This window comes from Luteipulveratus halotolerans, assembly GCF_001247745.1.
GTDB lineage: Bacteria > Actinomycetota > Actinomycetes > Actinomycetales > Dermatophilaceae > Luteipulveratus > Luteipulveratus halotolerans.
Map to the genome: position 1 here is coordinate 4,011,688 of NZ_LAIR01000002.1, position 14,047 is coordinate 4,025,734.

Consider the following 14,047-nt stretch of genomic DNA (forward strand, 5'->3'; position numbering starts at 1 on the left):
GAGCGGGCGACCCGCGGGTGGCGACTAACCTCGCGCGAGTGAAGATCCTCTCGATCCAGTCGTCCGTGGCGTACGGCCACGCCGGCAACAGCTCGGCCGTCTTCCCGCTGCAGCGTCTCGGCCACGAGGTGTGGCCGGTCTACACCGTGCACTTCTCCAACCACACCGGCTACGGCCAGTGGCGGGGCGTGGTGTTCGAGCCGTCGACGGTGGCCGACGTCATCACCGGCATCGAGGAGCGCGGGGTGCTGCCCGAGTGCGACGCGGTGCTGTCGGGCTACCAGGGCGCCTCGGCCATCGGTGAGGTCGTGCTCGACGCGGTCGCGCGGGTCAAGGACGCCAACCCGAAGGCCGTCTACTGCTGTGACCCGGTCATGGGCGACGTCGGGCGCGGGTTCTTCGTGCAGCCGGGCATCCCGGAGTTCATCCGCGACCGTGTCGTGCCGGCGGCCGACATCGTGACGCCCAACCAGTTCGAGCTGGAGTTCCTGACGGGCGCCGAGGTCCGTACGCAGGCCGACGTGGTCGCGGCCGCGCAGGCGTTGCGCGCCAAGGGGCCCGAGACCGTGCTGGTCACCTCGGTCCAGACCGACTCGACGCCCGCCGACACCGTGCAGATGGCGGTCGTCACCGGTGGCGGCGCCTGGCTCGTGACCACGCCGCTGCTGCCGCTCTACCTCAGCGGCGGCGGCGACGCGACGGCTGCGATCTTCCTCGCACACGTCCTCACCGACGGCCCCGCAGCGGCGCTCGGCAGGACGGCCGACTCGATGTTCAGCATCGTCGAGACCACCTACGAGGCAGGCGCTCGCGAGCTGCAGCTGGTGCAGGCGCAGGACGCGATCGCCCACCCGAGCGGCCGCTTCGAGGTCACCAGACTGTCGTAGTCACGCGCTCGACAGCTCAAGGCGCTGCGCGCGGATCCGCAGCAGTACCAGTCCTACTCAGCCACGGTCGTACGACGCCTGCCTGGGTGCCGCACGGCCGCGCCACTCCATCCGGCTCCAGGGCAGTGCGAGCTCTGCGAGCTCACCGACGGTGCACGGTGCGTGCTCCTCGAGCGGCCGCACGTCCCGGTGACGCGCGTGGACGACGTCGGCGTACCGGTGCCCCGTGTCGGGCACGATCAGCACCTGAGCGCCGGCGTACGACGGTCGCTCGCTGCGCGCGACGGCGTGGACCGCTCCGCTGGAGAGCCCGGCGAACACCGCGTGGCGGCGCAGCAGGTCGACGGCACCGCTGCGGGCGACGTCGTACGACACCCAGTGCACGACGTCGTACGCCGCGTGCCGCACGTTGCCGAACGGGATCGAGCTGCCGATGCCGGCGATCAGCATGTCGGGGTCGTCGACGTGATCAGAGCCGAACGTCACGCTGCCGAACGGCTGCACGCCGACCAGATCGCACGGGAGGACACGCGAGATTTCTTGTCGCACAGCGAAGCTCGACACTCCCGAGCCGACTGCCGCGACGAGCTGGACCCGATCGTGACCTCGTGATGTGAGTGCCTCGGCGACCGCGCACCCGACGGGCCGGTAGCCGTGGTCGTGGACCGCGTCGTGGTACTGACGCATCCAGTGCACGCCGGGCTCGGCGTCGAGGATCGCTCGGATGCGGGCCACCCGGCGGTCCTGGTCCTGGCGCAGACTGTCGGTCGCTGGCATCTGCTCCAGATCGACGCCGAGCAGCTCGAGCTGGGCGCGTTGGACGGGGTCGATGGTGGTGGATCCGATGATGCGGCAACGGATCTCGAGCTCGTGACAGGCCAGCGCGAGCGCCTGCGCATAGATGCCGCTCGAGCTGTCGATGACGGTGTCGCCGGGCCGCAGCCGGCCCTCGTCGATCAGGTGCTGCAGCGCGGCGCGGGCGGACAGCACCTTCATCGACTCGAACCGCAGGGCGTACGTGCCGGTGCCGAGCGCGATGAGGTCGGGGCGTCCGATCGCCTCGCCGGCGTGCAGGAGGACGTCCATGTCAGGCCCCCGTCGCGACGTCGTACCAGCCGCGCACGCGTACGCCGGCGCGTTCGAGCGCCGCGGCGCAGAGCAGGAGCCGGTCGACCTGCTCGACCGAGCGTCCGGCGAACAGGACGCCGGCGACCGTGCCGCTGTGGGCGACCTGGACACCGAGGCCGCCGTGCTGCCGGCAGGCGCGGACCAGCGCGGGCAGCTCGGCCTTGGGCAGGCGCTCCTGGTTGAGCTCGGCGCTGGTGGTGGCGACCGCGCCGACCTCATCGAGGTCCGCCGTGGCGACCGCACGGTGCAGGCGATCGCGCAGAAGGTCGTACGCCGGCGCCGTGTGCGCATCCGGGAGCGGACACCGCAGCGTGTCGACGGGCCGGCCCAGGTCGGTCTCGCACGACAGGACCACCATCGGCGGCAAGGAGGCTGCGAGACGTTGGATGATCCGCCCCTCGCGCTGCGCGAACAGCACGACCTCCGGCACGTGGGCGAGCGGGTCGCACGCACCCTCGACCCGGGCCGCGTGCGCGCAGAAGATAGACGAATCCGGTTGAGAACGAACGGCATCCGCGACGGCGCGCAGCGAGGCGAGGACGTCGACAGACGACGATCCCATGCCGATACCGACCGCCACATGGCTGCGTACGCGAAGTACTCCGGAGGCCACGACGGTGGGATCTGTGGCGCGCAGATGATGCAGCAGCCCTTCGACGGCTTGACGGGCGTGCACCTTGTCGGACGGATGGACGACGAGCCGGTCGCCACCCGGCGCGAACGTCGCTCGCGCGCCGTCGACGGCGAGCGGCAACGTGACCAGCGCCGGGGTGGTCAGGCCGCGGTCGGTGACGACACCCTGCAGGAGCTCGCCATGATGTGCGGGTGCGCTGCCGACGCCGATGCGTACGCCGGCGGCGGGTGTCGTCCTCATCGTGCGACTCCCAGCCCGACCGCCACCGCCATCAGGCCCGCCAGGGCGAAGCCGACCGTCGTCCAGCCGCCGACGTGTAACGCGCCGCCGACCAGTGCGGCACCGGCGAAGACGCCCAGGCTCTGGCCGGATGCGTTGAGGCTCAACGCTGTTCCGCGGACAGTGCCGCTGCGCCGGACGAGCAGCGTCACGACCGACGCAGCGACCGCGGCATGCCCGGCTGCCACCGCCACGACCCCGGCCAGGGCAAGGATGAGCCCGCCGGCGGTGAACAGGACGAGCGCGCCAGCGCCACCGATCGCGGCACCGGCCACGAGCAGGGGCCGGGCGTTGCCACTCCGGCTGAGTCGTCGACCAGCCCACCAGCCGGCGACGAAGAACGAGACACCCGACAAGGTCCACACCAAGGTGAACGTCGACGCAGTCAGCCTGTGACGTTCGTCGAAATACGCTGCGGCATAAGCGAGCTGGCCCATGAAGCAGGTCGTCCGGATCGTCGAGATCGCGATCAGCGGCACCGCACCCGGCACGGCGGCGACCGTGCGGAACGCCCGACCGTACGACGGTGACTCACTCGCGCCGGCAGCGTCACCAGGGCGTCGCGCGATCACTGCGGCGACGACGGTGCAGGCCACCGCGGCCGCGACCAGATCGCCCTGCCAGCCCCACCACAGAGCAGGGGCCGCCAGCACAGGCGCCGCGAGGACCGCTGTGAGCGTCGTCGTCGACGAGACGAGGGTCGCGGCGCGCCCCGCAGCCGCCTCCCCGTCGTAGGGGTCGGCGGCGAGCGCGGTCAGGGCCGGGTTGAGCAGTGCCGTCCCGGCCCCGATGAGCAGGCAGAACAGCACCCAGGTGGCCGTCGACCCCGTCACGGCGAGCGCGCACCCGGCTGCGAGCACGACGAGAGCACCCGCGGCGACGCGAGGCCGGCTGAGCCGGTCGACGAGCGGTGCGGCCAGGGCCCCGACCGCGAGCGCCGCCAGTCCTCCGAGGCCGCGCAGGCTCCCGATCAGGTCGACGCCGGAGCCGCTGTCGTCGGCGATCCGCACCAGGAACGTGCTGAACACCGTGAACGGCACCAGCCCGAGCGCCGCCGCGCCGAGCAGCGGCGCCAGCGAACGCACCATGCGGTGGTCCGGGGGTACGACGTCCTGCCGGGTCGGCGTACTCATGCGGCCCCGCGGTGGTGGCGGTAGAGGTACAGCGGCGACTCGTCGGCGCTCAGCTGGGAGAACGACATCGGCTCGGCCGACAGTGCGGTCACGCCTCGCCCCAGCAGCGCACGAGCGACGGAGGCGGCGCTCTGCGCGTAGACCGTGAGCGGGACGCCACGGCGTGCGCAGGTCTCTCGGATCGTGTCGAACGACCCGTTGCCGATCGTCATGCCCGTCGCGAGCACGGCGTCGGCGCGCTCCAGCACCGCAGCCATGTCGGACGTCACGGGGTCGCCCCAGTGCGTACGGGTGAGTGCGAGGTCGCACGGCAGGCACTCGCCCCCGCGCTCGCGGATCGCGGCCACGAGCGGGTTGACGACACCGATCAGCGCGACGCGACTGCCGGGCGTGATGTCGAGCAGTGAGGCGACCGCGGCGTCGCGCGCGACCGCGCGTTGGTCGGGCGTGCCAGTCGGGAGGAGCACGCGCTCGGCGCGCGGGTCGTCGCGGTGCGGGCTGCGCGCGCCGAGGTGCGCGTCGAGCGCGGCGACCCGTACGGGCAGTGCCGGATGCGCGAGCAGGTCAGCGACGGTCGACCCGGACAGGTCGGCGACGCTGCCGTCGAGCTCGCCCTCCTCGACCGCGCATGCGCCGAACGCGCTCTCGACCCGGACGAGGACGTACCGGTTGCGGAACAGCTGTGGGCTCCCGGCCAGCCGCGTGCCGTGCTGCACCCAGAACACGCTGCGGGCGGTCAGATCGCAGGCACCCGTCTCGCTGCGTGCTTGTGCGACGAGCTCGTCGACGGTCATGTCAGAACCCCTGCTGGTCGAGGTAGCGGGCGAGCTCCTCGGCGGCGTCGAGATTGCGCGGTCCGCTGACGGCCTTGCCGTAGTCGATGACGTGAATCCTGTTGTTCTCCACGGCTTTTGAGTTCTTCAGGGGCGATTGGTTCTTGAGGTAGGCGAGCTTGCGGGCCAGCGGCTCCTTGTCGTAGTCGACGACCATGATCACGTCGGGGTCGGTCTGGACCACGGGTTCCCAGCCCATGACGTCCCAACGGGCGTCGAGCCCGGCGGCGGCGTTGCGTCCGCCGGCCAGGGTGATGATGTCGTTCGGTGCCGTACGCCGGCCGGCCGTGTAGGGCTCGGACGTGCCGGAGTCGTAGACGAACACCGTCGGCGTGGTCTCGCGTGCGGGGCGCTGCTGAAGCGCGTGCTGTCGCTTCTCGAGTCCGTCGACGACCGACTTCGCCGTGCTCTGCACGCCGAACACGGAGCCGAGGTTGGTGAGGTCGCGGTACGTCGCGTCGAGGGCGAGCAGGCCGGACGACGCCGCGGCCGGCTTGCCCTTGTCGTACGAGAAGCAGGTCTCCTCCTGCATGTACGACTGGATCCCCAAGCGGGACAACGAGTCCGGCGTGATGCCGCGCTCTTGGCTGAAGCCGGCCTGCCACCCTGCGAACACCCAGTCGGCCTTGGCCGAGACGACCTGCTCCTGGCTGAGGACGTCGGTGGCGATCGTGTCGACCGCGGCGTAGTCCTTCTTGTAGGGCGATGTCTGGGCGACGCTCTTGACCGTGGCGGGCAGCACGATGCCCCGCATCCGGTCGGAGAGCCCCAGCGCGAACATCTTCTCGATCGACGACACGTCGTAGGCCACGGCGGCCTTGGGCGTCGGGTACGACTGGGAGACACCGCAGTTGGTGACCTCGCTGGTGTCCCGGGTCGGGTCATCAGCCGCGTCGACGTCGGCTCCGCATCCGGCGAGGACGAGCGGCAGGGCGAGCGCGAGCGCGACAGTTCGTCGGCTACGAGGGCTGGGGCTGTGCATGGTGGTGCCTTTCATCGGGTGCGGGGTGCACGTCAGGGCTGAACAACAGCTGGGGTCGGCCGGTCTCGGGGTGGTCCACGAGCAGCGGGCGGATGCCGTAGACCGTCTCGACGAGCTCGGGCTGCAGCACGTTGTCGGGCTCTCCCGCCGCGACGACCCGGCCGGCGTCCATGACGACGAGCCGGTCGCACAAGGCTGCGGCGAGGTTGAGGTCGTGCAGCGCGACGACGACCGTGCGGGGTGAGGTCGCGATGCGGGCGACGACCCGCAGCTGATGTCTCAGGTCGAGGTGGTTGGTCGGTTCGTCCAGCACCAGCACGGGAGTCGCCTGGGCGAGCGCGCGGGCGAGCATGACCCGCTGCCGCTCACCGCCCGAGAGGGTCAGCACGCTGCGCTCAGCGAGGTGGGCGACCTCGGTCTCGGCCAGTGCCGCGGCGACGGCGGCACGGTCGGCGGTGTCGTCGCGCGGATGCGGGTGGCGTCCCAGGCCGACGACCTCGGCCACCGTGAAGTCGAGGTCGAGCCCGTCGTGCTGAGCGAGCGCAGCCACGCGGCGGGCGTGGTCGAGCAGCGCCCGCGCGGTGACGTCGGTGCCGTCGACGAGCACGGCGCCGCACGTCGGCGCGAGCTCGCGGTAGATCGTGCGCAGCAGGGTCGACTTGCCACTGCCGTTGGGACCGACGACGCCGAGTGTCGTACCGGCCGGCACGTCGCACGACACGTCGTCGACGAGGCGCTGCCCGCCCAGCTCGACGGACACCGACCGGACGGTGACCGTCATCGACTGCCTCCGAACGTGTAGGCGCGGCGCCGGATCAGGTGCAGGAACACGGGTACGCCGATCACGGCGGTCATCACGCCGAGCGGCAGCTCGCGCGGCGGCACGAGAACCCGGGACAGCAGGTCGACCCAGACGAGGAACAGCGCACCGACCAGTGGTGCGAGCGTGAGCACGGCCCGGTGTCGGGGGCCGACCACGAGGCGTACGACGTGGGGCACGACCAGCCCGACGAAGCCGATCGCCCCGCTGACCGCCACGAGCGCACCGGTGCCGACTGCGGTCAGGACGAACAGGCGCAGTCGCAGGCGGTCGCAGTCGACACCGCTACTGTGCGCGGTCGCATCGCCGAGCGCCATCACGTCGAGGCCGTCGGCGTGGCGGCCCAGCCAGACCGCGACGAACACGAGCGCGGCTGCGGCGACCGGCACGGCGCTCCACGCTGCGGCGCCGAGGCTGCCCATCAGCCAGAACATCACCGTGCGGGCGGCGTCACCGCGCGGCTCCACGAACACGATCAGGCTCATCAGTGACTGGAACCCGTACGCCAGCACGACGCCCGTCAGCACCAGACGCATCGGCGCCACGCCGCCGTTGCTGCGTGCACACAGGTGCACAGCGGCCGATGCTGCGAGGGCTCCGAGGAACGCGGCAGCCGAGAGGGCGTACATCCCGAGACCGGCGAACAGCCCGAGAGAAACCACGGCGCTCGCGCCCACCGAGGCCCCGCTGGAGACGCCGAGGATGAACGGGTCGGCCAGGGCGTTGCGGACCATGGCCTGCGTGGCCACGCCGAGCAGACCGAGGCCGGCCCCGACGATCGCTGCGAGCAGGACGCGCGGGGTGCGGATGTCCCACACCACGGTGTACGCCGTGTGGTCGTCCGCGTCGATGCTCCCCCCGGTGATCGCGGCGGTCAGGAAGCGCATGGTCTCGCTCGCGGAGAACGAGGTGGCGCCCGCTGAGATCGCGAAAACCGTTGACAGCACGAGGAGTACGCCGAGAACGGCTGCTGCGCTGCGGCGGTGCAGCGCGGTGTCGAGGGGACGCCGAGTGGAGGCGTGAGCGAGTGCGTTCACGAGAGAGAACGATAACGATTCTCATTCGGAGCGCAAATGAAGACGCTCGACCGGCCTTCGCGGTCGGGCCAGAGGCAGGGGTTTGGCGGGCACTCGGCGCCCACGATGGGAGGGGTTTGGCGGGCAGTGTGCGGTGGTGTGGTGTGCGTGACGCTTCGCATCGGCCGTCACGCAGAGCGAACCAGAGTCGCCGGCTTCAGTCGGGCGGTGGACGAGGCGTACGCCCGCGCAGACCTTGCCGATGACGTCGCGCCGGCGATCAGAAGTCACCGACGGGACGTCGGCCTCAGTCAGCGAGCTGTTGCGTGGTTCGGGTTACGGGTTGGCCGTGGTCGCCGACGACGCGGACCTCGGCGAGGTGAGACCGGCCGGCGCGACGCCGACCGACATGCCCGGAGCGCCGCCTGTCACCTCAGCCGTGCAACGGATGGCCGTCCAGCCGTCGGGCCATCGTCACGTCGTCGCGGTCGCCGGTGCTCAGCCGCAGGCCGCCCGGGATCCGCCCGGTCTCGACGTAGCCGCACGTCGCGTAGAAGTCGCCCAGCCCGGTGCCTCCGCGGTAGCCGAGGTCGACGATCTCGCGCCCGTGCTCGCGCGCGCACGCGTGCAGCGATCCGAGCAGCAGGCGGCCGAGGTTGCGGCCCCGTCGCTGCGGGTCGACCATCACGGCGTACAGGCGAGTGCGGTGCGCGATGTTGCGCGGCTGGGGCAGGTCGACGAACCCGAAGCCGAGCACCGGCCCGTACGCCGACGGGTCGTCCCAGGACGCGATCGTGGGCTCGACCAGTCGGACGAGCTCGGCCCGACCTTCGGCGCAGTCGGCGAGGCGTCGGTCGAGCGACGCTGCGACCTGGGCACGCGGTGCGCCCGGCTCGAACCCGACCGCACCACCCGCGTCGTTGACGCGCACCCACAGATCGACCAGCTCGTCGTACGCCGCCGTGCCCGGCTCGACGAGACCCGTCGCGACGTCGGGCGATCGGAGCAGGCGAGAGTCCGGCTCGTCGAGCGGGTCCAGGTCGGCCCGCCACGAACCGATGTCGACCATGCCCGCTCGGGCGGCGGTCGCGAGGGACGGTTCGTTGCGCGGGTTGATCCGACATGTGACCGTCAGTCCCGGCAGCCACTCGTGTGCGAAAGCCGTTGCTGCAGAGGCAATTTCATGAGCGAAGCCTTCGCCTCGGGCGTCGGGTGAGAGGCGGTAGTAGAGGTTGAGGTAGTCGCGTCCCGGGCCGGCGGTCCGTCGTACGCCACCGACGCCGACCGGCGTACCGTCCGAGAGGCGCTCGGCGACCCAGTAGCCGTAGCCGTCACGGTCCCAGGCGTCGACCCACCGCTGCAGGACCACGTGGGCGTCGGCGTCGTCGTACGGCTCCTCGTTCATCAGGGCGTAGCCCTCGGCCGCCGTGTGCCAGCCGACGATCACCGGGTCGTCGACGTCGGCCGGCGTGAGGCGACGCAGCCGGAGCGACCGGGTGGACGGCTCGGTGACGTGGGACGACGGACGCGGATCGGCCATGCGGGCAGGCTATGTCGGTTACCGTCCGAGGATGAGGTCGGAGGCGAACGACGCGATGGCCGCGGCGGGGGCGTACGGCAAGGACGTGCGCCTCGGCGGGCTGGTCACGATGCTGCTGTGGGACGTCGGGCTGCCCGTGGTGGCGTACTACGTCGCGCGCGCGGCCGGGTTGAGCACCTTCAACGCGTTGCTCGCCGGCACGATCGTCGCCGGGCTGCGGCTGCTGTGGGTCATGTGGCGCACCAAGGAGGTCGACGCGTTCGCGGCCTTCATGCTGTTCATCTTCGCGGCCGGCACGGCGGCGTCATTCGCGACCGGTGACCCGCGTTTCATGCTGCTCAAGAACGCCGTGCTCACCGCGGTCGCCGGCGCCGTGTTCCTCGGTTCGTGCAGGTGGGGCAAACCGCTCTGCTACGCCGTCGCGCGCCGGCTCGCGGGTTCGCCGGAGTCACGGGACGACCTGGCGCGCGGGTGGGACGAGTCCGCCCAGTTCCGGCAGATGTTCCGGCTGCTCTCGGCGTTCTGGGGGTTCGGGCTGGTGCTGGAGGCGCTGGTGCGGGTGGTGCTGATCTACACCACGCCGGTCGACGTCGCGGTCGGTGCGTCCGTGGTCGTGCAGATCCTGGCGTTCGCGGTGATGACCTACGTGACGATCCGGTCGATCAAGCACGCCCGCGCGCAGTCCGAGCTCGTCGCGACGGCGTAGCGAGAGGGCGCCGCACGCTCTTCCGGTGTCAGCCCTCGCTCGGCCGGTCCGACGCGAACGCGTGCTGCCGCTCCCACCAGTCGAGGTCGGGCAGCTCACGGAACTCGGCGGGGACGACACCCATCCGCTGGCTCATCTCGAGCAGGCACGCCTCCATACGCTCCTGCTCGTCGTGGGAGAACAGGTGCTTGTTCTCGATGATCGCGGCGATGATGTGCGCCATCAGGAACGCCCACAGCAGCGCCATGAGCGGGATGTAGACCATGCCGACGACGCGCCCGGCCGCGGTCTCGGGATAGAGGTCTCCGTAGCCGACCGTGAAACCCGTGACGACCGCCCACCAATGACCGTCCAGGACCGTCTTGCGCTCGATCACGCTGAACGCGATCCCTGCGCTCGCGTCGACGAGGACGAGGGCGGCGAAGACGTACTTCGCCCGGTTGAGGGCGTTCTGCATCAGGCTGATGGTGCGTTGCATGGGTGCTCCAGGTTGTTCGGCTGCCGGAGCCGAGACGGGTCGACGCCGCCTGCGGTTCCAGCCGTCCCGTCCCGCTGGTTGAGCCGGTCGAGCCCGCCCGCCCGCTGGTTGAGCCGGTCGAGCCCCCAGGGCGAGACCGAGTCGAAACCCCGTGACCGCGAGGGAGAGTCTCCCTCGCGGTCACCTGGTTTCGACTCGGGCTCCGCTTGCGCTCCGCCCGGCTCAACCAGCGGAGGTTCGGCCCGACCAGCGGCGGTTCGGCTCGACCAGCGGTGTGCGGTGCTGCTCAGTACTGCCAGGTCTGGCCGATGGACTGCGGTGCGTTCGGCGGAGTCTGAGAACCCTTGCTGCGCAACGCCATCCACACGCCGCCGCCGATCAGCGCAGCGATCAGAGCAACGCCACCACCGACCAGGAGCGGCATCGGCAGCCCGCCGTCGTCACCGTCGTCCGCCACCGGAGCGACGGCGACCTGCGAGGACCCGCCGGTCGGGGAGGCGGAACCGGTCGGCGTACCGGACGAGGAGGGCGAGCCGCTCGGGGTCGCGTCCTCGTCCGGCCCCTCGGCCTGGGTGGCGCCCGGTGCGCCGTACGCGGGCTGGCCGGTCGGCGTACCCGTCACGTCTCCCCGCACCAGGAAGCTGATGGGAGCGCCGCCCGTCGGGACGTCCTCGGCGGTGACTGCGATGTAGTAGTCGCCGGCGAGGTAGGTGGGCGTCATGCCGTCCTCGCGGTTGCGCCAGTTGACGACGCGGGTGTCGCTGGCCATGTCGGCTCGGTCGGTCGTGTACTCGCTGAGGCTGACCGAGTCGTACCCGCTGTAGGACTGCCGCTCCGGGTTGAACAGGCCCATCCGGACGTCGAGCGACTCCTTCGACGTCTCGAGCGCCGCCTTCATCGGCAGTGACGGCGGTGCGACGTTGGTGCGGGCGACCAGGGTCTGGCCGTACTGCACAGGCACCTTGAAGATCTGCACCTCGCCGGGCAGCAGCGTGGCGGCGTACGTGGTGTTGGGCTTGAGCTCGAGCGCGTCGCTGAAGCCTGCACCGCCGGTCGCGGGCGCGCCCGTGAGGCTGTACGACCAGTCGGCGGGCGAGTCGGACGTGCTCTCGGCGGGCGCCGGCAGCGACGGCACGTTCGTGACGGGGTTCTCCTCGACGACGCGCAGCTCGAACGGCATCGCGTCGGGGCCGAGCTCCTGCTGCGGCTTGCCGCCTGCGCCGGTCTTGACCTTGACGGTGAGGTTCTCCACGTGGCCGCACTCCTCGTCGTTGGCATCGACGCGGGCCACCGCACCGATCGGCATCGCGGTCTTCGCCCAGTCGGAGCTCCACGCGGAATCGCTGCCGTAGCAAGAGGATCCGTCGGTGCGGTCGATCGAGACACTGATCGACCGGGACTTGTCATCGGTGCCGCCGGGCCGCCCGACAGCGGACACGTGCAGGGTCGTGCCGGGCGTGTGCTTCACCTGGTAGTAGCGGACGTCCTCGTCCTGGCCGATCTTCGAGGTCCACTGGCCGGGGGTGATGGTCGGGGCGCCGTCGACGATCGGCGTCCCCGCGACAGGCTTGCCCGACACGGCGAACGGCCGAAAAGCCCTGGTGCTCAACGTCTTCAGGCTGGCCGTGAGGTCCTGTGTGTTGCTCGCGTCGTAGTACGAGCCGCGTCCAATCTTGGCGATGCACTGCAAGTCCTTCTGCGCCTTGCCACTGACCCGGAAGCCGACCACGTCGATCTTGAGGTCGATGCCCTGGTCGGCGATCTGCTGCGCGACCTTGCACGGGTCGGGGCTGCAGGTGTCCTCACCGTCCGAGACGAGGATCATCGACCGCTTGCCGCTGGGGCCGAGGTCGTTCGCGGCCTGCTGCATCGCGTACGCCATCGGCGTCTCACCGAACGGCTTGTACGCGTCGACCGCGGTGCTCAGCGCGGCCTTGTTGCCGGTGGCGACGGGCACGGCGAGCTGGGAGTCGGTGCAGGCCTTCGGGCTGGCCTTGTCCTTGACCGTGGCACCGAACACGCGCATGCCGGCGTTGGCGTCAGCGGGGAGACTGTTGACGACCTGGTGCAGCGCACTGCGAGCGGCGTCGATCTTGGGTTTGCCGGTCGAGTCGGGGGCGGACATCGAGCCCGACGCGTCGAGCAGCATCATCAGGCGGGCTTGGGCGGCGACCGGTGTGACCGCGGGCGCCGCGGTGGCCGCCGGCGGTGTGGTCAACGCGGCGTGCGCGGGCGTCGTACCCGCGAGCAGGCCGAGTCCGCCGGCCGCGATGAGCGGGGCGGTGAGGTACAGGCGACGTGCCATCGGGATCAGCTCCTGCATGGTTTGCGACAGCAAATTTACAGAAGCAAAGACGCCGAGGTGTGCCGACCGGTTCCGCCCGGTTCCGTCCGCTCCGCCACCCGTCCCCTGTACGCCGTCGGGCTGGGCTCGCGAAACGACCCGCCCTTTGTGAGACGACCCGCAGATCCGCGGGTCGTCTCGCAAGGAGCGGGTCGTTTCGTGATGGAAGTCGGGCGTCTCGCGGCGCGGCCGCGGTCGATGGCCGCCGCTAGCGCTGTATCGGGCTGACGCTAGACAGCCTCAGACGAGGCGATCACTCGGCGCTGAGGCCCTCGTAGTACGCTTTCTGTGCGGGGAAGTAGTCGTCCCAGGCGGGCTCGTCGCCGCCGTCGACGGAGAGCACGAGTCGATCCAGGTAGTACTCCCAGCCGGGGCCGACCTCGGCCACGACGGCCGACGCGTCGAGGTGATGGGTGAAGGTCAGGGTCGTGCCAGTCGCCGACTCGGCGAGGGTCGCCTCCAGGTGCCAGCGGCCGTACTCGTCGACGGTCTCGACCTCGAGCCGGTGCGGCGGCTCGCAGGCAATGATCGTGAGGTCGCTCTCGGGCTGACCCTCCTCGGCGGTCAGCGTGATGCGCACGGTCTGGCCCGGTCGCCCGTCGCCCGTCCAGCTCGCGAACCACCTTGCCGTGCGGTCAGATTCGGTCAGGCTCGCCCACATGTCGTCGATGCCGGCGCGCAGCTCGCGCGTGAGCGTGAGGTCGGTGCCGGTCGTCGCTGCGACGAGTCGGCCGGTCGGGGTGGGGCTCATCCGGTGCTCCTGGTGTCGGTGGTCTGCGTGGCGGGTCGGGCCGTACGCCGGTCGCGGACCGTCCGGCGTACCTCGGTCTCGAAGGCGTCCAGCCGCTGCTCCCAGGCCTGCCCGCGCGCGAGCGCCAGCCAGCGGTCGACCTCGGCGAGGGGTTCGGTGGCGAGCTCGTAGCGACGTTCGCGGCCGACGAGCTCGGCGCGTACGAGGCCGGACTCGCGCAGCACGCGCAGGTGGCGGCTGACCGCGGGGCGGCTGATGTCGGGGAACTGCTCGGCGAGAGCGCCGGCCGTGCGCGGGCTCTGCGCGAGCAGGACGACGATGCGACGGCGTACGTCGTCGGCGATCGCTGCGAACACGTCCACGACACAAAGCGTAACCGTGACGTTACGTATCTGTCGAGGCTTCGTCAGGCCAGGAGGTTGAGGACCACGGTCAGCAGGATCGACAGCACGACGGAGACCAGGATCATCGCGAGGCACCCGGGCAGACCGCCCGCGACGCGAACCTCGGAGTTGC

Annotated in this window: 14 protein-coding genes; 2 read left to right on the top strand and 12 right to left on the bottom strand. The window is 71.0% G+C overall.

What is annotated here, in order from left to right; all coding sequences use genetic code 11:
- Positions 1–38 precede the first annotated feature (38 nt).
- Complete coding sequence (gene pdxY / locus VV01_RS20130) at positions 39–887, top strand: pyridoxal kinase PdxY (protein ID WP_050671454.1); 849 nt, start codon at positions 39–41, stop codon at positions 885–887.
- 57 nt (positions 888–944) lie between these two features.
- Here the strand turns inward: pdxY and VV01_RS20135 are convergent, their stop codons facing one another.
- The 8 genes from VV01_RS20135 to VV01_RS20170 form a co-directional block, all read right to left on the bottom strand.
- Complete coding sequence (locus tag VV01_RS20135; RefSeq protein ID WP_050671455.1) at positions 945–1,973, bottom strand: pyridoxal-phosphate dependent enzyme; 1,029 nt, start codon at positions 1,971–1,973, stop codon at positions 945–947.
- Position 1,974: 1 nt separating this feature from the next.
- Positions 1,975–2,889, bottom strand: coding sequence for a GHMP family kinase ATP-binding protein (locus VV01_RS20140; RefSeq protein ID WP_050671456.1), 915 nt, complete (start codon positions 2,887–2,889; stop codon positions 1,975–1,977).
- Positions 2,886–4,061 carry an MFS transporter gene (locus VV01_RS20145; RefSeq protein WP_050671457.1) on the bottom strand — a complete coding sequence of 392 codons (1,176 nt, stop codon included), beginning with the start codon at positions 4,059–4,061 and terminating at the stop codon, positions 2,886–2,888. The genes VV01_RS20140 and VV01_RS20145 overlap by 4 nt, the downstream gene beginning before the upstream one ends.
- Positions 4,058–4,855 (bottom strand): Rossmann-like domain-containing protein, encoded by a 798-nt coding sequence (locus VV01_RS20150; protein ID WP_050671458.1) that lies wholly within the window; start codon positions 4,853–4,855, stop codon positions 4,058–4,060. Before VV01_RS20150 ends, VV01_RS20145 begins: the two co-directional genes overlap by 4 nt.
- 1 nt (position 4,856) lies before the next feature.
- Positions 4,857–5,891, bottom strand: a complete 1,035-nt coding sequence (locus VV01_RS20155; protein WP_231635291.1) for an ABC transporter substrate-binding protein — start codon at positions 5,889–5,891, stop codon at positions 4,857–4,859.
- Positions 5,854–6,657, bottom strand: a complete 804-nt coding sequence (locus VV01_RS20160; protein ID WP_050671460.1) for an ABC transporter ATP-binding protein — start codon at positions 6,655–6,657, stop codon at positions 5,854–5,856. Before VV01_RS20160 ends, VV01_RS20155 begins: the two co-directional genes overlap by 38 nt.
- Positions 6,654–7,733 (bottom strand): FecCD family ABC transporter permease, encoded by a 1,080-nt coding sequence (locus tag VV01_RS20165; RefSeq protein WP_082221124.1) that lies wholly within the window; start codon positions 7,731–7,733, stop codon positions 6,654–6,656. The genes VV01_RS20160 and VV01_RS20165 overlap by 4 nt, the downstream gene beginning before the upstream one ends.
- Before the next feature lie 412 nt (positions 7,734–8,145).
- On the bottom strand, positions 8,146–9,252 hold the full coding sequence (locus VV01_RS20170) for a GNAT family N-acetyltransferase (protein WP_050671461.1): 1,107 nt from the start codon (positions 9,250–9,252) through the stop codon (positions 8,146–8,148).
- Between the two features lie 31 nt (positions 9,253–9,283).
- Here VV01_RS20170 and VV01_RS20175 point away from each other — a divergent pair, with 31 nt between their 5' ends.
- Positions 9,284–9,958: a VC0807 family protein gene (locus VV01_RS20175; RefSeq protein ID WP_157508983.1), complete on the top strand. Its 675-nt coding sequence runs from the start codon at positions 9,284–9,286 to the stop codon at positions 9,956–9,958.
- Between the two features lie 28 nt (positions 9,959–9,986).
- Here VV01_RS20175 and VV01_RS20180 read toward each other — a convergent pair whose 3' ends face one another.
- From VV01_RS20180 to VV01_RS20195, 4 genes are all read right to left on the bottom strand, one after another.
- Entirely contained in the window at positions 9,987–10,436 is a 450-nt protein-coding gene (locus VV01_RS20180) for a potassium channel family protein (protein ID WP_050671463.1), read from the bottom strand.
- Between the two features lie 286 nt (positions 10,437–10,722).
- Positions 10,723–12,741: a vWA domain-containing protein gene (locus VV01_RS20185; RefSeq protein WP_197275120.1), complete on the bottom strand. Its 2,019-nt coding sequence runs from the start codon at positions 12,739–12,741 to the stop codon at positions 10,723–10,725.
- Positions 12,742–13,033: 292 nt separating this feature from the next.
- Positions 13,034–13,531 (bottom strand): SRPBCC family protein, encoded by a 498-nt coding sequence (locus VV01_RS20190; RefSeq protein WP_050671465.1) that lies wholly within the window; start codon positions 13,529–13,531, stop codon positions 13,034–13,036.
- Complete coding sequence (locus VV01_RS20195) at positions 13,528–13,893, bottom strand: ArsR/SmtB family transcription factor (protein WP_050671466.1); 366 nt, start codon at positions 13,891–13,893, stop codon at positions 13,528–13,530. The genes VV01_RS20190 and VV01_RS20195 overlap by 4 nt, the downstream gene beginning before the upstream one ends.
- Positions 13,894–14,047: the final 154 nt, after the last annotated feature.